18 protein-coding genes are annotated in these 19,832 nt (G+C 72.5%); 10 read left to right on the top strand and 8 right to left on the bottom strand.

Annotation, left to right across the window (positions count from 1 at the left end; translation table 11 throughout):
- Positions 1 to 149: 149 nt before the first annotated feature.
- Together ACZ69Q_RS14325 and pdxR are read right to left on the bottom strand one after the other, a co-directional pair.
- Entirely contained in the window at positions 150 to 1,721 is a 1,572-nt protein-coding gene (locus ACZ69Q_RS14325) for an alkaline phosphatase D family protein (RefSeq protein ID WP_471041351.1), read from the bottom strand.
- Positions 1,722 to 1,907: 186 nt separating this feature from the next.
- Positions 1,908 to 3,386, bottom strand: a complete 1,479-nt coding sequence (gene pdxR, locus ACZ69Q_RS14320) for a MocR-like pyridoxine biosynthesis transcription factor PdxR (RefSeq protein WP_471041350.1) — start codon at positions 3,384 to 3,386, stop codon at positions 1,908 to 1,910.
- 47 nt (positions 3,387 to 3,433) lie between these two features.
- Here pdxR and ACZ69Q_RS14315 point away from each other — a divergent pair, with 47 nt between their 5' ends.
- The 10 genes from ACZ69Q_RS14315 (at position 3,434) to ACZ69Q_RS14270 (ending at position 13,347) form a co-directional block, all read left to right on the top strand.
- On the top strand, positions 3,434 to 4,351 hold the full coding sequence (locus tag ACZ69Q_RS14315) for a DMT family transporter (RefSeq protein WP_471041348.1): 918 nt from the start codon (positions 3,434 to 3,436) through the stop codon (positions 4,349 to 4,351).
- Positions 4,352 to 4,415: 64 nt separating this feature from the next.
- Complete coding sequence (locus ACZ69Q_RS14310; RefSeq protein ID WP_471041347.1) at positions 4,416 to 4,910, top strand: hypothetical protein; 495 nt, start codon at positions 4,416 to 4,418, stop codon at positions 4,908 to 4,910.
- On the top strand, positions 4,894 to 5,856 hold the full coding sequence (locus tag ACZ69Q_RS14305; RefSeq protein ID WP_471041345.1) for a bifunctional lysylphosphatidylglycerol flippase/synthetase MprF: 963 nt from the start codon (positions 4,894 to 4,896) through the stop codon (positions 5,854 to 5,856). The genes ACZ69Q_RS14310 and ACZ69Q_RS14305 overlap by 17 nt, the downstream gene beginning before the upstream one ends.
- Positions 5,857 to 5,990: 134 nt before the next feature.
- The gene (locus ACZ69Q_RS14300; RefSeq protein ID WP_471041343.1) at positions 5,991 to 7,130 is read left to right on the top strand and encodes an acyl-CoA dehydrogenase; all 1,140 of its coding nucleotides are present in this window, start codon (positions 5,991 to 5,993) and stop codon (positions 7,128 to 7,130) included.
- A gap of 56 nt (positions 7,131 to 7,186) precedes the next feature.
- On the top strand, positions 7,187 to 8,314 hold the full coding sequence (locus ACZ69Q_RS14295) for an SDR family oxidoreductase (protein ID WP_471041341.1): 1,128 nt from the start codon (positions 7,187 to 7,189) through the stop codon (positions 8,312 to 8,314).
- Positions 8,311 to 9,702, top strand: a complete 1,392-nt coding sequence (locus ACZ69Q_RS14290; RefSeq protein ID WP_471041339.1) for an aspartate aminotransferase family protein — start codon at positions 8,311 to 8,313, stop codon at positions 9,700 to 9,702. Before ACZ69Q_RS14295 ends, ACZ69Q_RS14290 begins: the two co-directional genes overlap by 4 nt.
- A 38-nt stretch (positions 9,703 to 9,740) precedes the next feature.
- Positions 9,741 to 10,205 carry a type II toxin-antitoxin system RatA family toxin gene (locus tag ACZ69Q_RS14285; RefSeq protein ID WP_471041338.1) on the top strand — a complete coding sequence of 155 codons (465 nt, stop codon included), beginning with the start codon at positions 9,741 to 9,743 and terminating at the stop codon, positions 10,203 to 10,205.
- Positions 10,177 to 10,740 carry a flavin reductase family protein gene (locus ACZ69Q_RS14280; protein ID WP_471041336.1) on the top strand — a complete coding sequence of 188 codons (564 nt, stop codon included), beginning with the start codon at positions 10,177 to 10,179 and terminating at the stop codon, positions 10,738 to 10,740. Before ACZ69Q_RS14285 ends, ACZ69Q_RS14280 begins: the two co-directional genes overlap by 29 nt.
- Positions 10,737 to 12,059, top strand: a complete 1,323-nt coding sequence (locus ACZ69Q_RS14275) for an NAD(P)/FAD-dependent oxidoreductase (protein ID WP_471041335.1) — start codon at positions 10,737 to 10,739, stop codon at positions 12,057 to 12,059. Before ACZ69Q_RS14280 ends, ACZ69Q_RS14275 begins: the two co-directional genes overlap by 4 nt.
- Before the next feature lie 43 nt (positions 12,060 to 12,102).
- Entirely contained in the window at positions 12,103 to 13,347 is a 1,245-nt protein-coding gene (locus ACZ69Q_RS14270; protein WP_471041333.1) for a wax ester/triacylglycerol synthase domain-containing protein, read from the top strand.
- Positions 13,348 to 13,419: 72 nt separating this feature from the next.
- Here the strand turns inward: ACZ69Q_RS14270 and ACZ69Q_RS14265 are convergent, their stop codons facing one another.
- From ACZ69Q_RS14265 to ACZ69Q_RS14240, 6 genes are all read right to left on the bottom strand, one after another.
- Complete coding sequence (locus ACZ69Q_RS14265; protein WP_471041331.1) at positions 13,420 to 14,310, bottom strand: SAM-dependent methyltransferase; 891 nt, start codon at positions 14,308 to 14,310, stop codon at positions 13,420 to 13,422.
- Positions 14,311 to 14,357: 47 nt separating this feature from the next.
- Complete coding sequence (locus tag ACZ69Q_RS14260; protein ID WP_471041329.1) at positions 14,358 to 15,911, bottom strand: ABC1 kinase family protein; 1,554 nt, start codon at positions 15,909 to 15,911, stop codon at positions 14,358 to 14,360.
- A 116-nt stretch (positions 15,912 to 16,027) separates the two neighbouring features.
- Positions 16,028 to 16,615, bottom strand: coding sequence for a hypothetical protein (locus ACZ69Q_RS14255; protein WP_471041328.1), 588 nt, complete (start codon positions 16,613 to 16,615; stop codon positions 16,028 to 16,030).
- A gap of 22 nt (positions 16,616 to 16,637) precedes the next feature.
- Complete coding sequence (locus tag ACZ69Q_RS14250; RefSeq protein ID WP_471041326.1) at positions 16,638 to 17,162, bottom strand: RNA polymerase sigma factor; 525 nt, start codon at positions 17,160 to 17,162, stop codon at positions 16,638 to 16,640.
- Between the two features lie 159 nt (positions 17,163 to 17,321).
- Complete coding sequence (locus ACZ69Q_RS14245; RefSeq protein WP_471041325.1) at positions 17,322 to 19,082, bottom strand: NAD(P)/FAD-dependent oxidoreductase; 1,761 nt, start codon at positions 19,080 to 19,082, stop codon at positions 17,322 to 17,324.
- A 54-nt stretch (positions 19,083 to 19,136) separates the two neighbouring features.
- Positions 19,137 to 19,793, bottom strand: a complete 657-nt coding sequence (locus tag ACZ69Q_RS14240) for a hypothetical protein (protein ID WP_471041323.1) — start codon at positions 19,791 to 19,793, stop codon at positions 19,137 to 19,139.
- Positions 19,794 to 19,832 lie beyond the last annotated feature (39 nt).

Genomic DNA, 19,832 nt, shown 5'->3' with positions numbered 1-19,832 from the left:
AAACCGTAGAGGCGACCACTGACAATCGACTCTGACCTGCGAAAACGCCTTGCGGGAAGGGCTGATTGGCGTACCCCGGTCCCCGACGCACGAGTGCCGCGCACCAGGGGATGACTCAGGTGCGCGGCACTGTCTGAAGCGTACGGGACCTACTGGCCGACGCGTCCCGGCTGGAGCACCTGGGTGAACAGCACCGTGCCGTCCTGCTCGCGCAGCCGCACCGTCAGCTCACCGCTGTGTCCGTCGATGTCGACCTCGCCGAAGAACTGGTAGCCGCCGGCGGGGGAGACGTTCGCGGTGGTCGGCGCCTTCACGAACACCCGCTCCGGGCCGAAGGTGTTGTCGAGGGCGCTGGCCGGGAAGGCACCCGCGTTGAGCGGGCCCGACACGAACTCCCAGAACGGCTCGAAGTCCGTGAAGGCCGCCCGCGACGGCTGGTAGTGCTGGGCGGACGTGTGGTGGACGTCGGCCGTCAGCCACACCGTGCCGGTGATCCGCCGGTGCTTGATGAACCGCAGCAGCTCGGCGATCTGGAGCTCACGGCCGAGCGGGTTGCCCGGGTCGCCCTGCGCGACGGCCTCGATGTTCGGCTTGCCGTCGCCGGTGTCCGGCACGACCAGGCCCAGCGGCATGTCCGAGGCGATCACCTTCCACACCGCCCGCGAGCGGGACAGCTCACCCTTGAGCCACCTCAACTGCTCGGCGCCGAGGATGCCCTGCGCGTCGGTGGTCTGGTCGTCCGTGGAGTTGGCGTTGCGGTAGGTGCGCATGTCCAGCACGAACACGTCCAGCAGCGGCCCGTGGTGGATCGTCCGGTACACGCGGCCGTCGGGGCGGCGCAGGGTCGAGATGGGGAAGTACTCCGAGAACGCCTGCCGTGCGCGCGAGGCGAGGACGTCGACGCTCTTCTCCGTGTAGCGGGAGTCGCCGAGGATCTCGCCGGGGTACCAGTTGTTTGTCACCTCGTGGTCGTCCCACTGGATGATCGAGGGGACCTGGGCGTTGAACCGCTTGAGGTTGTCGTCGAGCAGGTTGTACCGGAAGTTGCCGCGGAACTCGGCCAGGGTCTCGGCGACCTTGGACTTCTCCTCGGTGGTGATGTTCCGCCAGGTGCTGCCGTCGGGCAGCGCGACGGACGACGTGATCGGCCCGTCGGCGTAGATGTTGTCGCCGCTGCACAGGAAGAAGTCCGGGTCCAGCGCGCCCATCGCGTTGTAGATGGTGTAGCCGCCGAAGTCCGGGTTGATGCCCCAGCCCTGCCCGGCCAGGTCGCCCGACCAGACGAACTTGACGCCGTCGCGCCGCCGCGCGGACGCGGTGCGGAACGTACCGGTGACGGGCTCGCCGGTGCGGCGCGGGTCGTCCGGGTCGGCGAGCCGTACGCGGTAGTGGATCTGCTCGCCGGACGGCAGGCCGCGCAGCCGGGTCGTGCCGGTGAAGTCGGTGTCGGCGCCGAGCAGCGGACCGTGCCATCTGCGCGGGTTGCGGAACGACTCGGTCGCGGACGTCTCGACGATCATCCGGGCCGGACGGTCGGAGCGCACCCACACCAGACCCGAGTCGCAGGTCACGTCGCCCGTCTGCACGCCCCAGGCGGCCTTGGGACGGCCGGAGAGGGCGAACGCCGGGGCCGAGCCGAGCGCCGTGGGCAGGGTCAGGGCCGCCGACGCGGCGAGCGAGCCGCGCAGGACGCTGCGGCGGCCGAACGGACGGTGTGACATAGGGGGCCTCCAGGGGCGGGATCCGGCCAGTGTGCAGAGCCACAACTACTGGTGCGCCGCAGCGCACACGGAAACCACAAGTGAACAACTGATCGCCTGTGCAAAGGAACCGGCACGTCATGCCGCAGACGCGCCGACGTGGCGCCGCGATCACCAGCCCTTAGCCTCGGCGAGCGCGCGGCAGCGTCAGTCCCGCCCCGCGGCGACCGCCCGGGCCATCAGCCGTACGCCGTCCCGGATCCGCGCGGGCGACAGATGGGCGTATCCCAGCACCAGCCGCACACCCCGCCGCCCGCCGTCACCGCTCCCGTCCCCGTACTCGCCCTCCTTCGCGGCACGCGCGTGTGCGTAGTCCGTCAGGGGCCGCACCGCCACACCGGCCGCCGCGACCCGCGTGAGGAACCGCTCCTCGGGGCCGTAACGCTCCGGCAGCGCGGCGATGACGTGCAGCCCCGCGGCGATGCCGGTGACCTCCGCGCCCGGGAAGTGATCCTCCAGTGCGGCGACGAGGGTGTCGCGGCGCTCCCGGTACGCGCGCTGGCAGCGGCGCAACTGGCGGTCGTAGTCGCCGCGCTCCACGAACCGGGCGAACAGCGCCTGGTCCAGGGTGGGATGACCGAGGTCCATGGTCCGCTTGCGCTCGACGACGTCCTCGGCGAGCGCCTCCGGTACGAGCAGCCAGCCGAGCCGCAGCCCCGGCGCGAGGGACTTGCTGACCGACCCCGCGTACGCGACGCGCTCCGGGTCGAGCCCCTGGAGGGCGCCCACGGGAGCACGGTCGTAGCGGAAGTCGCCGTCGTAGTCGTCCTCCAGGACGAACCCGTCGACGGACCGCGCCCAGTCCAGGAGTTCGGCCCGACGGCGCGCGGAATAGGCGATGCCGGTGGGGAACTGGTGGGCCGGCGTCGTGACGACCGACCGTACGCCCGACTCCCGCAGCGGGCCGATGGCGAGCCCCTCGTCGTCCATGGGCACCGGCACCGTGGCGACGCCCGCCGCGGCGTAGAGGGCGTCGTGCTGCGGGCTTCCGGGGTTCTCCACGCCCACCTCGCGCATCCCGCGCGCGTGCAGCACGAAGCCGAGCACCGCCGTCGCCTGCGACACCCCGGAGACGATCACGAGGCGCTCGGGGTCCGCGACCACGCCCCGGCGGCGCGCCAGCAGCTCCGCGAGCGCCGTGCGCAGCCGGGGCAGCCCGCGCGGGTCGGGATAGCCGAGCTCGTGGTGCGGCAGCTCGGCCAGCACCCCGCGCTGCGCCGCGGCCCACGCGGCCCGCGGGAACAGCGACACGTCCGGCGTCCCGGGGACGAAGTCGGCCCGGGCGCCGGTGGAACGCGGCGCGAGGTCACGCGCGCGTGGCCGGGCGGCCCGGACCGCGTCGCCCACCCACGTCCCGGCACCCCGGCCGCTGCGCAGATAGCCCTCCGCCGTCAACTGCTCGTACGCCTCGGTGATCAGCCCGCGCGACACCCGGAGATCGGCGGCCAGATCCCGGGTCGACGGCAGCCGCGTGCCCGGCACCAGTTGCCCCGAGCGCACCGCCTCGCGCAGTGCCGCCTGGAGCGAACGCCCACGCGCGCGTGCGGGCGCCGAGGCCGCCGGCAGCAGCAGCTCCCAGGCGGGGGACCCGGCGTCCAGGTCCGGATTGGTCTCCGATGCCGTCATGAAACTGGACCTTAATGCGGACCGCCGCGCTTCCTAGCGTCGCAGCCATGAACGCCACCACCACGCGCGGAGCCCTTCTCGCCGCGCTCGCCTGTGTCCTCGTCGGAGGGTCCTTCACCGCCAACAGCCTGCTCGGCGACTACCCGTACGCGGGCGGCCAGTTCCTGCGCTACGGGCTCGCGTGCCTGCTGCTCCTGCCGATCGTCGGGCCGGGCGCCGGGGACCGGCTCCGCGCGCTCACGCCCCGGCAGTGGGCCCGCCTCGCGCTCCTCGCGGCCCTCGGCATGGTCGGCTTCAACCTCGCCGTCATCGCCGCCGAACGCACCGCCGAGCCGGCCGTGCCCGGCGTCTTCGTCGGCTGCGCACCCGTCGTCGTGGCCGTGCTGGTGCCCCTGCTGGAGGGGCGCAGGCCCCAACGCGTCGTTCTGAGCGGCGCGTCGCTCGTCGTCGCCGGTGCCTGCGCCGTCCAGGGCTGGGGGCGCACGGACGGCACCGGCATCGCCTTCTCGGCGTGCGCGCTGGCCGGCGAGGTGGGGTTCGCGGTGCTCGCCGTGCCCGTGCTGCGGCCGCTCGGCCCGCGGCTGCTGTCCGCCACCGTGTGCGGCGTCGCGGCCGCCGAGTCCGCGGTGGCCGGGGTCGCGCTCGACGGCGCCGGCTGGCTGCGCCGGCCTGACGCCACCGAGACCGCGGCCCTGCTGTGGCAGGCGGCCGTCGTCACCGTCATCGGCTTCGTGTGCTGGTACATGGGCATGCAGCGCATCGGCGCCGAACGGGCCACGCTGTTCTCCGGACTCATCCCCGTGGCCGCCGCCTGCACCGCTCCGCTCGTCGGCACCGGCTCCTACGGCGTTCCGCAGGCGGTCGGCAGCGCGCTGGTCGGCGCCGGAGTAGCCCTGGGATGCCGTACGCGCCCCTCGCCCCCGCGATACGAGGGGTTGCCTCTGCCAGCGCGTAAACAGGTATGAAAGCCCGCAGGGAAGGAGCCGGATCGGCCCGGCCCTCGTATCGCACGCGCATTCCTGGAGCCCCGTGGACGCCAAGAACCGATTCGAGACGAAGACCACCTTCGCATTCTCCAGAATGGAATGGATGGCCCTTCTGGTCATTTCCCTCGTGCTCGCCTTCCGGCACCATTCGGAGATCCGCTGGGGCGTGTTCGCGGCGCTCTTCGCGGTGATCGACGTCATCGGCTACATTCCCGGCGCGATCGCCTATCGGCGCAGCCCGGACAAGCGGATCGCACGTGGCTACTACGTGGCCTACAACGTGATGCACAGCCTGGTCACGGCAGGTGTCATCGCCGGGGCGTGGGCCTTGTTCGCCGGACCGGAATGGGCCCTTATCGCCCTGCCCGTCCATCTCCTCGGCGACCGAGCCCTGTTCGGGAACTCGTTCAAACCCTTCGGCGTCGCATTCGAACCGGAAACCCATCCCGCCTATCGCCTCTTCGAGCAGCGGTACCGGACCGCCGTCGCCGAAGAGGCCAGGCGCCAGGAGGAGGGCGCGCATGCCGTCCGTGCTTGACACCCTCACCGAACACAGCGACAACCCCAGTTCCTTTCTCGCCCTGAACAGCGGCAACGAGTATTTCCGCGACGGGTCGATCGACGGCGTGTGCGCCTATCGCCGCTCCGGACGCCATGTCCTGCAATTCGGCGGCCCCTTCACCGCCCCGGAACACCGGGCGCGGCTACTGGAATCCTTCGTGACCCACGCCGGACGCCGGCTGGTCGCCGTGCAACTCCAGCGCGAGGACGCCGAGTTGTACGCGGGACACGGCTTCACGGTGAACCAGATCGGGGCGTCGTACGCGGTCGACCTGGACCGGTTCACCCTGCGCGGCTCCCGGTTCGTACGGCTGCGGAACAAGATCTCGCGGGCCAGGCGCGCGGGTCTCGAAGTGGCCGAGGTCCAGCCCGGCGACGACTGCACGGAACTGGACCGGGTGGACGAACCCTGGCTGCGGGAGAAGGGCCGGCACGTCAAGGAGCTGCAGTTCCTCGTCGGCCAGCGGACCGGGCCGCTGCAACGCCACCGCCGGCTCTTCGTCGGCCGCGTCGACGGCGAAGCGGTCGGCTACATCAACTACTCACCCGTCTACGGCAGCCGCCCCGGCTGGCTGCACGACCTCAGCCGGCGCAGGCCCGACGCGCCGCCCGGTGTGATGGAGGCGCTCAACGCCACCGTCATGGAACACCTCGTCGCCGACGGGGCCGCCTGGCTGCACTTCGGCTTCACCCCGTTCACCGGGCTGGATCTGGAGCACGAAGTGCCCGGTCACAGCCGGATGTTCGCCCGGTTCGCCCGGCTGCTCGCCGAGCGCGGCAAGGCGGTCTACCCCGCCCTCTCCCAGCTCGAATACAAGGAGAAGTGGGCCCCGCACGCGGTCCTCCCGGAGTACATCGCCTTCCTGGGCAAGCCGCGCCTGCCCGCCGTGTGGCAACTGCTGCGCGCCACCAACGCCGTCTGACGCCGTCCGGCCCGGCGGGCGCGCGGTCGTACGGCGTACCGCCCAGCGGACGGAGCCGTGCGACCCACCCGTCAGGAGCCCGCCCGTCCCGGCGCAAGCTCGAGACCACCCCCACCCAGGAGGACCACATCCGCATGAGATTCCTCGAGCGTGAACGCACCATCCTGGCCAAGCTGCTGCCCGACCTGGACCCTGCCCTGCGCGAGACACCGCTCATGGAGCTGGAGCGGCCGGACAGCCCCGGCATCCGGTTCTTCCGGGACAGCGGCGGGCCGGGGCTGCTGGTCCCGGAGAGCCATCAGGGCCGGGGGGCCACGGCGTTGGACGCGCTGGGCGTGCAGCGGGCCATCGGCAGCCGCTCGCCTTCGCTGGCCGTGGCGACCACGATGCACCACTTCTCGATGGCCACGCTCGTCGGTCTGGGCGACCGGGGCGAGGGACAGGGACTGGAGTGGCTGCTGATCGAAGGAGTGGCGGCCGACAACCGCATCATCGCCTCCGGTTTCGCCGAAGGACGCCGCGGCGCCGGCATCCTGGATCCGACGATGACCGCCAAGGTCACCGAGGACGGCGTACGGATCAGCGGCGTCAAACGGCCCTGCAGCCTGGCCCGCTCCATGGACGTGCTCACCGCCAGTGTCCTGGTGCCGCGCGAGGACGGACAGGGGGACGAACTCGCGGTGGCCCTGGTGCCCGCCGAGAGCGAGGGCGTCAGCGTCAGCGCCTTCTGGTCCAGCGCCTTCCTGGCCGGCGCCGAGAGCGAGCAGGTGACGCTCAACGACGTCGTCGTACCGCCGGAGTTGCTGCTGCGGACCGCGGCCACCGCCGACGGGGGGATCGACGAGCTCCAGACGGCCGGGCTGATCTGGTTCCAGCTCCTGATGACGGGCAGCTATCTCGGCGCGGCCTCCGCCCTGGTCGAACGGGTGCTGCTGAACGACCGGATCCCCGAGCACGAACGGGTACGGCTCTTCGTGGAGACCGAGGCGGCGGCAGCCGCCGCCGAGGGACTCGCCCGTCGAGTCGACGCCGGCGACCTCGGCGAATCCGCGCTCGCCCAGGCGCTGTACGTCCGCTACGGCGTCCAGGACGTCATCTCCCGCGTCGCCCCACGCGCGGTCGAACTGCTCGGCGGGCTCAGCTTCATGACGTCCGACGAGGTCGGCCACCTCGCCGCCTGCGCCAACGGACTCTCCCTGCACCCACCGTCCCGGGCCAGGATGACCGGCCCATTCGCCGCCTATCTGGCCGACCGGCCGCTCGCCGTCGCCTGACCGGCGCCGCCACCCATCGCCCTGTGCCGGCCGAGACCTGTTGGGGGAGCCCACCCATGCCGCGACACCTCCCGCGTCCCACCGCCCTGCCCGCACCCAGGACCAGCGCACGCGACCGCCCCACCCTGCTGCTCACCGGAGGCAGCGGCGTCCTCGGACGGGCCCTCATCGACGAGCTGGCCGCCGACCACGACCTGCTCTGCCTGGTCCGCAAGCGCCCCTTGGGCGACCCGCGGGTGCGTGAGCTGCGCGGCGACCTCCTCGCCCCGCGCTTCGGCCTGACCCCGCTCGCCTGGCACGAACTCGCCCTCGACGTCGATGTCGTCCTGCACTCCGCCGCCGAGACCAACTGGCGCATGCGGCCGGCCGACATCGAGCGGACCAACATCCACGGCACCGAGGTCGCGCTCGACCTGGCCGCCCGCGCCGACGCGCCCCTGTACCTGGTGAGCACCGCGTTCGTGGCCAGCGCCCCGAGCGAGGAGGACGCGCGGCGGTTCCCGGGGGCCGCCGCCTATCTCGCCTCCAAGACCAGGGCCGAACAAATGGTCCGCGAAGCCCGCCTGCCCGGCGCCATCGTGCGCCCGTCCGTCGTCATGGGCGACTCCCGCACCGGTCGGATCGCCGGCCAGCAGGGCCTGACCAAGACCCTCGGCTCCATGGTCCTCGGGCAGGTGCCGGTGCTGCCCGGCGCGCCCGAGGCCCGCGTCGACATGGTCCCGCAGGACTACGTCACCCGGGCGATCGGCGACCTCGTCCGCGGCGGGGTGGGCAGCGGCGAGTTCTGGCTCACCGCCGGCAAGGAGGCACCCCGGATCAGGGAGATCGCCGACGCCTGCGCGGAGTTCGCCGTCCGCCGCGGCCTGCCCGCGCCGCAGCGGCCCCGGCTCATCCCCGTCGAAGCGGTGCACCGGCTGCTGCTGCCCATGCTGGAGGGCACCGCCCTGCCCGAGGCCACGCGCCGCAGGTTCCAGCACTACGCGGAGCTCCTGCTGGTGTTCCAGCGCGAGCTCCCCTTCGACACCTCGCTCGGCGGGCCGCACTGCGGCACCCGTCTCAGCCACGCCGACATCCGCGCGGCGCTCGTACGCAACCTGGAGAGCTGGGCCGACGACCGCCCCGCCCTCCTCACCCGCCACCGCACCGCCCGCACCGCCGCGACCCCGACCGAGGTGGCCTCATGACACGCTCACCGGACACGACGGCCGTACGGGCGCAGGAAGCGGCGACGCCGACGACGGCCGCACGGGCGCAGGAGGCCGCGCCGGCGACCGCGGCCGCACGGGTCGAGGAGGCGGCGACGGCGGCTGTACCGGCCCAGGCCACCGACCCCACCGACCCCACCGACCTCCTCGACCTCTACCTGCGCCACATCGGCTCCGGCCGCGCCGTCATGGGCCGGGTGCTCGGTGGTATGGCCGAGGTGCGTTCCGAGGGTCCCTGGATCCATACCGACGACGGCTGCAGGCTCCTCGACTTCGGTGGCTACGGCGTCTTCCTCCTCGGTCACCGGCACCCGGCCGTCGTTGCGGCCGTGCACCGGCAGATCGACGCACACCCGCTGGCCAGCCGGGTCTTCCTGGAACCGGTCGCCGCGCGCGCCGCCCAGGCGCTGGCCGCCCGTACCCCGCCCGGCCTGGACTACGTCCACTTCGTCAACTCCGGTGCCGAGGCCACGGAAGCCGCCCTCAAACTGGCCCGCGCGCACGGCCGCAACGCCATCGTCACCACCCGCAAGGGCTTCCACGGCAAGACGCTCGGCGCCCTCAGCGTCACCGCCAACGCCACCTACCAGACGCCCTTCCGGCCGTTGCTGCCCGACACCACCCAGGTCGGCTACGGGGACGCCGGCGACCTCAAGCAGGCGCTGGCCGCCCGCCGGGACCGGGCGTGCGTCATCGTCGAACCGGTGCAGGGCGAGGGCGGCGTGCACATCCCGGAACCCGGCTACCTCACCGAAGTCGCCGCCCTGTGCCAGGAGTTCGGGGCGCTGCTCGTGGTGGACGAGATCCAGACCGGGATGGGCCGGCTTGGCACCTGGTGGGGCGTGGACGCGGAGGGCGTCCGCCCGGACATGCTGCTGGCCGGCAAGGGGCTCAGCGGCGGTGTCGTACCGGTCGCCGCGATGGTCGCCACCGCCGAGGCGTACGCCCCCTTCAGCCGCGATCCCTATCTGCACACCTCCACCTTCGGCGCCTCCCCGATCGCCTGCGCCGCCGCCCTCGCCGCCGTCGAGACCATGGAGCGCGAGGACACCGTGGCCCGCGCGGCGAGCCTCGGCGCGCGCATCCTCGCCGGTGTACGGGACACCTGTGCGCCGTACCGCGAGATCCTCGTCCGGGACGTGCGCGGACGCGGGCTGCTGATCGGCATCGAGTTCACCGAGGAGCGGGCGGTCGGCGAACTCCTGCTGGAACTCATCACGCGCGGCGTCCTCGTCAACCACTCCCTCAACTCCACCCGCGTGCTGCGCCTGACCCCGCCCGCCGTGGTGGAGGACGACGCGCTCGATCTGTTCTTCACGACGCTCGCCGAGGCCCTGCACACCACGGCTGCCCGTATGGCCGGTTGATCAGAGAAGCCCAGTCCCGGAGAGGAACCGAACCCCCCATGCGTCAAGTGGTCCTGCACGCGATCGCCGACGGCTCGGAACCGGCCGCCGTCTACCACCGCATCACCGACTTCCGCCGCTACCCCGAACTCACCGACACCGTGCGCGAGGTCCGCGTCGACGCGCACCCGGACGGGTCGGTGGTGTCGGACTGGACCGTCTCCTTCCGCGGCGGACTGATGCGCTGGCGGGAACGCGACACGTTCGCACCGGACACGCTCACGCTCACCTTCGAGCAGCTCAGCGGCGACTTCCAGACCTTCGAGGGGAGTTGGCGCTGCGAGCCGCGCGACGGCGGCACGCTCGTCGTGTTCTCCGCCTCCTTCGACCTCGGCATCCCGACCCTCGCGGAGATCCTCGACCCGGTCGCCGAGTCCACCCTGCGGACCAACATCGCCCGTATCCTGGCGGGCCTGGTGGGCGCGGAGGTGATCGATGAGTGCGCCGCCACCGCTCACGGCTGACTCCTCCACGTACTACGACCCCCTGCACGACGACCCCGGCCCCGGCGCCGCCCGCTGCCTCGGCCTCTACGCCAAACTGGCCGCCGGCGTCAGCGTCGTGACGTCTCGCGGCGAGAGTGGGCCGCTCGGGATGACGGTCTCCGCCGTGACCTCGCTCTCGGCCCGGCCACCGCTGCTCCTGGCGTGTCTGCGCGACGGCTCCCGCACCCTCGACGCGGTCCGGGCCCACGGCGCGTTCGCGGTGCACCTGCTGCGCGAGGAACAGCACGACCTGGCAGGCCGGTTCGCGAGCCCGACGACGTCCGCCGCCGAACGGTTCGCGGGCACGCGGACCCGGCAGGTCCTCGGCGTCCCGGTGATCGCGGGCGCGCTGGCCTGGTCGGTGTGCCTGGTGGCGGACGTACGCCGGTACGGCGACCACCACCTGGTCGTCGGGCAGGTCGCCGCCGTGCACGTGGGCGGCGGGCGCCCGCTGCTGTGGCACGACCGTCGGTTCCGCTCGCTGTGCGACCTCGTGCCGGAGGGCACCGGATGACGCCGTCCGGCTGCGGAACCCCGGCCTGGGAGCTGCCGGACCTGCCCGCACAACCCCCGCTGCACGGCACCGTCACCGCGGACGTTGCGGTGGTCGGCGCCGGTCTGGCGGGCCTGGCATGCGCCTACCACCTCGCCGAACGCGCCCCCGGACGCGACATCGCGGTGATCGACGCCGAGGGCCCCGCGGCCGGTGCCAGCGGCCGGGGCACGGGTCTGCTGGGGCCGCGCGCCGGGCCCGCGATCGACCGTGCCGTACGCCGTCACGGGCCCTGGGCCGCGCGCCGGATGCACCTGGCGAGCGTACGGGCCGTGCAGGACGTCCTCGACCTGTGCGGACGGCTCGACGTGCCGTGCGGGCTGCGGCCCGGCGCGCAGATCATGGCGACCCGCGCACCGGCCGGCCTGGCGTCGCTCGGCCGGCAGGCCGGGGCCTACCGTGCCCTGGGTCTGGATGTCCCGGAGCTGTCCGGCGCCCAGGTATGCGCGCGCGTGGGCGTCCCGTACACCGCGGGCCTGCTGCACCGCACCGCCGCCACCCTCGACCCGGCCTCCCTCACCAGTGCCCTCGCCCGCGCCTGCGCCGCCAAGGGCGTGCGCTTCCACGGACGCAGCCCGCTGCTGTCGGTGCGCGCGGGGGAGCGGGGCGGCTGCGAGCTGGTCTTCCCGCACGGCCGGCTCCGCGCCGGTCAGGCGGTACTGGCCGTCAACTCCGCGGCGCCGTCCCTCGGGTTACCGGTCGGCACGATCCTGCCGCTGGAGGTGTACGCCGTCGCCACCGCGCCCGTGAGCGACGCGATGTACGAGGAGCTGGGCGGGTACGAGGGGTACGCCGTCGTCGACGCGCTGCCCATGGCCCCGTACTTCCGGCCGCTTCCCGACGGCGGACTGGTGGCCGGCGGCGGCACGGTCACCCTGCCCAGCGGACTAGGCGGACCCCGGCTGCGCGCCGCCCGGGAGCGGGCCTGGGCGTGGCTGGGCCGCTGGGTGCGGTCCCTGCATCCCGAGCTGGCCCACCTGCCGGTCACGCATCGCTGGTCCGGCCGCGTCGGCATGACCGGCGACGGGCTGCCGGTGGTCGGCCCCGTCCAGGGCCTGCCCGGCGTCTGGTACATCGGCGGCTGCTGCGGACACGGCCTGGCGATGTCCGTGGCCCACGGAGCCCATGTCGCAGGGGCCCTCCTGGGCGATCCGGGCCCCGGGGACCCGCTGCCCTGGCACCGGTCCGCCGCCCCGCGCATGCCCGTGCGCGGACCCGCCCGCCCCCTGCTGCGGACCTACCTGGACGCCCTCGGCCGCTCCACGCGGCGCACCTGCTGACTCCCGTCCCGTCGACACGTCCCAACGACACGGAGGTCGTTCCATGACCCGACGCCCCCTCTCCGGCGATGGCTGCCTGCCGCCGACGCTCCGGATGGGCACCGCGGACGTCGCCTACCACCTGGCCATGCGCGGCAGACCGTTGCCGGTCGCCTTCGTGTTCGCGTTCGGCGGCCGGGCACCGACCCTGGACGCCGTACGCGCGCGCGTGGCCGAACGCGCCCACCGCATCCCGTCGTTGCGCTACCGCATCGCACGGGAGCGTCCGGTGTTCCGGCGCGTCGACGGGATCGCCGTGGAGCGGCATGTGCACGAGGTGTGGCTGCCCGAGGACGCCGACGAGGCGGAGGCCGCGCGGCTGATGCTGACGCGGCCCATGAACACGGGCACACGGCCGCCGTGGGACGTGTGGCTGGTCCACGGCCCCACCGGCGGCTACAGCCTGTGCTACCGCTCCGACCACGCCGTGCAGGACGGCGTCGGCGCGGCCCACACCGCCCGGGACCTGCTCGACGACCACCCCCAGGACGGCCCTTCGGCCCATCGGCCCGCATGGCCGACCGGCGCAGGTCTGGCCGACGCCCTGGGCGACGCCGTGGGCGGCTTCCGCGCGCCCACCCCGAAACCGGCCTTCGACGGGACGAGCAGCGACCGCACCACGCTGTGCCGGGCGCACACCCCGCTGGCCAGGCTGCGGGCCATCGGCCGCGCACACGGCGGCACCGTCAACGACGTCTACCTCGCCGCCCTCTCCCACGCCGTCCACACCTGGCACATGAAGGCGACCGGAACGCCCCATCCGCCGCTGCCCGTCGCGGTCCCCATGTCGGTGCGGATGCCGGGCGAGGAGTGCGCCCCCGGCAACCGGATGGTCACCGCCCGGCTTCTGCTGCCCTGTGACGAGCCGTCAGCGCACCGGGCCCTCGCCCGCGTGATCGCTGCCACGGCCCGCTTGCGCGCGAGCCGGCGCCGCGACGCCGTCCGGCTGCTGCTGGCGGCCACGCCCCGGGCCCTGGGCGCCCGCGTCGGCACACGCATGGTCAACGGCGATGTCGTCGCAGCACCGGCCAGCAGCGTCAACTTCGGAACCGCCCTCGTCCACCAGGGGGCCGCGTCCCGCAGCGCCGCGGTCTTCGCGGGCGTCGCGGCCGGGATCCGCTGCCTGACCACGCTGACGAGCCAGCACGACACCTCCTGCCTCACGGTCGTGCACGACGCCACGCTGGCCACCGCCGACGAACTCCCGGACCTCTGGCTGGCGGCGCTGCTGGAACTGGAGCGGGCCTGACGCGCCCGCCGGGCAGGAGCCGCAGCGCAGGAGCCCCGGGCCGTATCGCCCGGGGCTCCTCCATCGCGTCGGTCACTTCGTCAGCGTGCCCGTCGTCAGGAACGCGCACTTGGCGGCGGCCTCGGTGAGCAGCGGCAGATAGGGGGAGAGCCGCTGGATCACATACGGCAGCGTGAAGAGATCGGCGACGCCGGCCTCCCAGCCCTGCTCCGCCCACCAGCCCTCGGGGTCGGCGAGCTGCCAGTGCCAGGCGATACCGGTCGTGGACAGGGCCTCCAGGAACGGCGCCACGAACGCGGTGGAGGCCGCCTCTGCGTTCACGCACTCGGCGCCGAACGTGCTGCCGGGCGCGGAGAGTTCCGTCATCGCGCCGACGACGGACATCACGGCGTCCGGCCGGAGGTGGTACAGCAGCGTCTCGGCCAGCCACGCCGTGGGCCTGCGCGGATCGAAGCCCGCCGCGAGCAGGTCCTCGGCCCAGGACCCGGCCGGGTCGACGCCGACCGTGCTGCGCCGTCCGCAGGTGGGGCCGGTCCCGTTGAGCACGCGGTCCTTGAACTCCAGTACGGCGGGGGCCTCGACCTCGAAGACGTGCACCCCGGCCGGCCAGTGCAGCCGGAAGGCCCGGGTGTCGAGACCGGCGCCGAGCAGCACCACCTGGCGGCACCCCGAGCGGGACGCGGTCACCAGGTGCTCGTCGAAGAAGCGGGTGCGCACCACGGCCCAGTCGGGCAGCAGGCGTTGCAACGGGCCGTCCCCGGGTGGCCCGCCGCCGAACCGGGCCGCGTGCAGGAAGTCCGCGGCCCAGGGGTCGAGCACGTACGGCGTGTCCCGGCCGCACTCGGCGGCGTGCGCGGCGGCCGTCCACAGCGCGACGCGCGGGAGGCCGTACGACGGTGAGATGCCCTCGGCAAGGGTGCCCTCCGGCACCGGCGCGGGCTGCGGGCGTGCGGTCTCGGGCAAGGAGAACCTCCGTATGGTCGGTGGGCACGGCGGGCGGGTCCGGCGCGTCAGGGGGTGCGGCGCCGGGCGAGCAGGTAGGCCAGCGCGCCCAGGGCGACGAGGCCGCCGGAGGGGCGCACGGGGCGTTGGCCGCCCATAGCGGCGGTGGTACGCGGCTCGTGGACCTGCAACGCGAACTGGCGGTTGGCGATGTCACCGAGCACCCCGCGCATCTGCTCGGGGCTGGTGACGGCGGCGAGCAGCAGCTCCATGGAGTTGCGGGCGAACTGATGCCGCCCGAGGAACTCACGGCCCAGCGCGAAGAGGATCTTCGTCACCTCGCCCTGGAACACCTCCGGGAGCGTGATCTCGGGGGCGAGGCAGCGCACCGAGCCGTCGAGGTTGGCGAAGGACTTGCCGAGCAGCGAGACCGCCGGCGGTGAGCCGATGCCCCGCTTGGTCGCCTTCGCGAGCACGGTCGTGAGGGACACCCCGAAGTTCAGGTCCTCCAGGGAAAGATGGGAGACCTTGGGCACGAAGGCCGCCATGTCGGCGGCGAACGCGGGCATGTTGGACCACGACGTCACCCGCCCCATCTCGGCCCAGTGGTGCGCGAGCCCGGCGCCGTCGTTCTGCGCCAAGGTCATGAACAGCGGCAGCAGTTGCAGACTCGTACGGCGGTCCAGCCGGCCCACCATGCCCCAGTCGATGAGCGTCGCGGGTCCCCCGGGCACGGCGAAGACGTTCCCCGCGTGCGGGTCGGCATGGAAGACGCGGTGCACGAAGTACCCGTGGTACATGAAGCGCAGCAGGTCCTTGCCGATCTCGATGCGCTCGTCGTCGCTGAAGTGGGCGCGGTCGATGTGCCGCACCGACTTACCCGGGGCCAGCGACTGGACCAGCACCCGGGGGCTCGCGTGCAGCACCCTGGGCACCTCCAGCGTGCGGAAGGACCGTACGTACTGCCGGGCCTCGTCCATGTTGCGGGCCTCGCCGGTGAAGTCCAGCTCCGGTTCCATCGCGTCGAAGACGGAGCCGAGCATCGCCTCGATGTCGATGACCTCGTTGAAGCGGGGCGCGACCCGGGCCACGATCCGGGAGGCCCGGCGCATCAGCGCCATGTCCGCGAGCACGCCCTCACGGATGCCGGGGCGCTGGATCTTGACCACGGCCGGGCGGCCGCCGGGCAGCGTCACCCGGTAGACCTGGGCGAGGGAGGCGGCACCGAGCGGGGCGACGGTGTCGATGTCGTCGAACCGCAGCTTCCAGTCCGGGCCCAGATCGCCGGCCAGCATGGGTTCGAACACCGAGAACGGCTGGACGTCCACCTGGTCGTGCAGGTTCTGGAGCTCGTCGCGGATGGACTGCGGCACCATGTCGGGCCGGGTGGACAGGATCTGACCGAGCTTCACATAGAAGGGGCCGAGACTCTCCAGGGCCTGCCGCACGGCCTTGGCCCGCCGTTCGTCGGCCCCGGCGGAGCCCGCGGCGGCCTCGGCCGCTCCCGCCTGCCCCTGTCTCGTACGTCTGCGCAGCCGCGTGGCCTGCCCTACCTCGTCCGCGACGAGGTTCCCCAGCACCTTGACCACCAGCCGCAGCCGATCCCCGACGACAGACGCCATCGTGCGTGATCTCCTCAGATAGAGCGGGTCGCGAGGACCGGTCCGGTGACCGGCCCAGCGGATGTACGTGCCGAGCCGGTCACCGCGATTCGAGCGAACGGGGGCCGCTCTCGGGCCTAGGCGGCCTTGCCGGCCTGGCCCTGAAGCGCCTGGATGAGCTTCGGGATCAGTTCGAGGAGCTGGGCGAGCTGGGCCGGCAGCGAGAGCAGATCGCCCACGCCCTCGGCGGCGTGTCCCACGCCACCCGCCAACTGGCCGACTCCGCCCGCCAGTTGCCCGATCCCGCCGAGCGCGTTCGCCGCACCGCCGACCGCGGCCAGGGGGTTCGCCGCGCCGGCCGCACCCGCGAGTGAGGTGAGCGCGGCGAGGGGACCGGCGGCCCCCGCGCCCCCCGCCGCCGAGGTGAGCGCGGCGAGCGGGTTGGCGGCGCCCGCCGCGCCGGCGGCACCGGCGAGCGCGGCCAGCGGATTGGCGGCGCTGCCCGCGAGCGGATTCGCGGCCCCCGCGAGCAGTGCGGCCGGGTTGGCGGCGCCGGCCAGGGCCGCCAGGACGTTCACCGGGAGCCCGGCCAGGGCCTCGACGGAACCGGTGGCGGACGACGACTTCTCGGGCCGGTTGAGAATGTCGTCGAAAGCCTCCTTTCCGCTGTCGGCCATATTGCCCATGAGGTCCTTGAGAATGTCCTGCATGTTCTTGTTGGACATGAGCGAGTTTCCCTTCGGTTGGTTATCCCGTGGCGTCTTCCATGGCCTTCACGCAGACCGTTCTGAGGCGTGCCCGCCCTCTGGTGAAAGCGGCCTCGGCTGCTTTGAGGGAGATGTTGTGCATTCGGGCGAATTCCGCCGTGGAAATTCCCTTGGACCGGGCGATTATGACTTCCTGCTCACGCCCCCTGAGCTGCTGGACCTGGTCGAGCAGCCACTTGCCGAACTCCTCGTCGCAGACGTCCTCCTCGGTCGTCCCAGGGTCGTCCAAGAAGGCCGTCCGTTGTAACAGACGTCTACGTCGCTCCAGGTCACGGTAGAAATCCGTGCACAGGCGCAGCGCCACGGAGGTGAGGAAGGGCCCCAGGCGGCTGCCGTCCAGGGCGGAGTGCGCGGCCGCCCGGGTCAGCGTCTCCTGCACGCAGTCCTCGGCGTCCTGATGGCTCGGGAGTCGTCGTCGGACCAGCCGCATGAGCCGGTCGCGGTGCTGGGATATGTCGTCCCAGGAGCATTGGGCGGGCGAGGGGCAGGTGGAATTTCGCGCCATATGGAGTGCAGCCCGTAGTCTCTCGATCGAGCAGGGGGAATGGTGGCCCAATTCAGATTTGTGGGCCCCAATTTTTTCCTACCCGAGGTGTCGGGGCGGCAAACCGTAAATCTTTCTTGCGGAATGCGCAGGAATGATTTTCCGGGCGCACGCCCGGTCTTATTTTCGGGAGGGAATCTCCCGGCGCGTCCAGTCGCGGTTCCAGTTGACCCACATGTCCCGCACGGTCTGCTGCACCAGGGAGGAGCCGCGCCGCACGTCGGTGGTGAGGGCCTGTACGGCCTCCTTGCCGACGAGCCGCGCGCCCCCCGTGAAGTACATCCCCCGGACATGCCGGGGCGAGCGGAACCTGCCCCACAGCAGGATCCGCATCAGCGGCCACAGGGTGAACACGCCGGACGGGCAGCGGTCTTGGGGGTCGAGCGTGCCCCACACCGCGGGGCACAGCCCGCTCTCCCGCAGCAGGTCGAAGATGCGTGTCACTGCCTGATCCTTCGTCAGATCGCCGCTGCCGTAGGCGAGTACGACATCCCGGGCCTGCTCGAAGAGCTGCCCGACCCACGGATTGTCGACCCCCTGCAGGCCCCGATAAGGCGCCGTCTCCAACGCGTCGAATGACGCCGGATCACCCGTTTTCTCGAATGCCACCGCGGCCTGGTTCTGCGCGTTCGTCCCGTACAGCGTCGTGATGGTCCACACCCGGTTCCACGCGTTCCACAACTCGAAGTCGTCGAACGACAGATAACTGCACGAGACCAGGTCGTCGTAGAAGCGGAACATCCGCTTGATCCACTGCTCCAGATACGCGAACCGGGCGGTGTCGAAATCATCCGCTCGCACCGCGTCGATGATCCGGTGGCTGAGCGCGTTGAGCGCCATCACCGTGACCGCCAGGCCGCTGGAGAACAGCGGGTCGATGAAATCGCTCGCGTGCGGCAGCAGGCACCACCGGTCGCCGACCACCGTCCGCGACGAGAACTGCGTCCGGTCGGTCGACACATACGGCCGCACCGCCCGTGCCCCCTCGAACTGCCGCGCCACACTGGGGAACCGCCGTACATGCCGCCAGAACTCCTCCTGCGCCGACACCCCCTCGGGACGAGGGTGCCGGTCGAGGTCGAGATTGACGCCGACGCTGCACAACTCGCTCGTGCTGGCGCTGTGGTTGTCGAACGGGATGACCCAGAACCAGCCGCCCTGGAAGAGATGGTGCAGCGTGCCCTGGCTGAACGGGCTGGGCATCCCGTGCTGTTCGCGCGGCGGCGCGACGGTGTCGAAGGGGCGCACGTTCACCATGTGCGTGAAGATGGTGCGCGAGCGCGTGCGGTACGGCGGCTCCTGCCGCAGTCCCAGCCGCTCCGGCAGCAGCGCGCGCATACCGCCGGCGTCGACGACGTAGGACGCCTGGAAGGTGCCCTTCTCCCGGGTGACCAGGGTGACCCCGTCCTCGTCGAACTTCACGTCGTCCACGACGGTGTGGGTGTGGGCGGTCGCGCCGTACGACACCGCGACGTGGAACATGTACGCGTCGACGTCCTGCCGCAGATAGTGCGAGTCGGGTCCCAGCGGTGGCCCCCAGGTGGGGTACTGGGTGCACTCCTCGGCGCGGGCGGGCTCCGATTCGCGGTGGTAGACGAAGCTGAAGTTGCGCTTGACCCCGCAGTTCGACGACACATGGCGGCGCAGTGCCCCGTTGGTCGCGAGGTGCTCGATCTCCGGGACGTCGTAGCGGCGGGCCAGGACCCGCAGGCCGAAGGTGGTCTCGGGGACGGTGGACTCTCCGATGGCGAACCGGGGGTGGCCGCTTCCCTCCAGAAGCAGCACCCGTACGCCGTGGCGGGCGAGGATCGCCGCCAGCATCGTCCCTCCGATGCCGCCTCCGACGATGGCGACATCGAAAACACGCTGGTCGTCTTGCATCTTCGTCCTTTCGCGACGGGAAATGCGCTGTGCCGGGCCGGAGCCTTGCGGCCCTCAGACCGCAACCGGACCTGGCAGTGCCCGGCGCAGCCCGCAGGCGGCCACCCGGGCGGAGAACGACAGGGCGAACCAGGGAGTGGGCGCGAGCGCGGCCAACCGCCCTCGCTCGCCCGGCAGTCGACGGCCACCGCGTCCGGTCACGTCGAGCCAGGCCCCGAAGTGCAGCAGCCGGGCCTCCGGCCCCGCGTGCCGCGCCGGCCGGGGCCGCATGTGCTCGCGGACCGCCCGGGTCAGCGCCGCGCGCCGCGCGTCGTCCACGCCGTGCCCGACGAGGAAACGGTCGAGCAACGCGGCCGAACGGACCGGGAAGCCACCGCGCACCGGCGCGCGACCCCGGGTCAGCCCGGTGTCGTGGAACGCCGTGGCGACGAACAGCCCCGCCCGGTCGTAGTGGAGCCCGCGGCTCTGCGCGTAGGCGTCCGCCAGCAGGAACGTACGCAGCGAGTGCAAGGCGGTGCTCGGCGGCACGAGCCGGTGCAGTTCGCGCAGGGCGCCGGCCACCAGCCGGTCCCCGAGCAGCCCTGCCACGGACGGCTCGGCGAGCAGCGGACGCCACGCCTCCGGCGCCGTACTCCGCGGACCGCCCTCGTCCGGACGGGGGCCTCGCACGTCGTGCGGCTGCGCTGACATGCCGTGCGGGTTCGCGGACATGACGAACTCCTCTCGCATATGCGACGTGCCGGTTGCGCC

Source organism: Streptomyces sp. NPDC036764 (genome assembly GCF_055609385.1).
The sequence above is the reverse complement of the archived record's forward strand: the minus strand, read 5'-3'. Positions and strand labels throughout refer to the sequence as shown.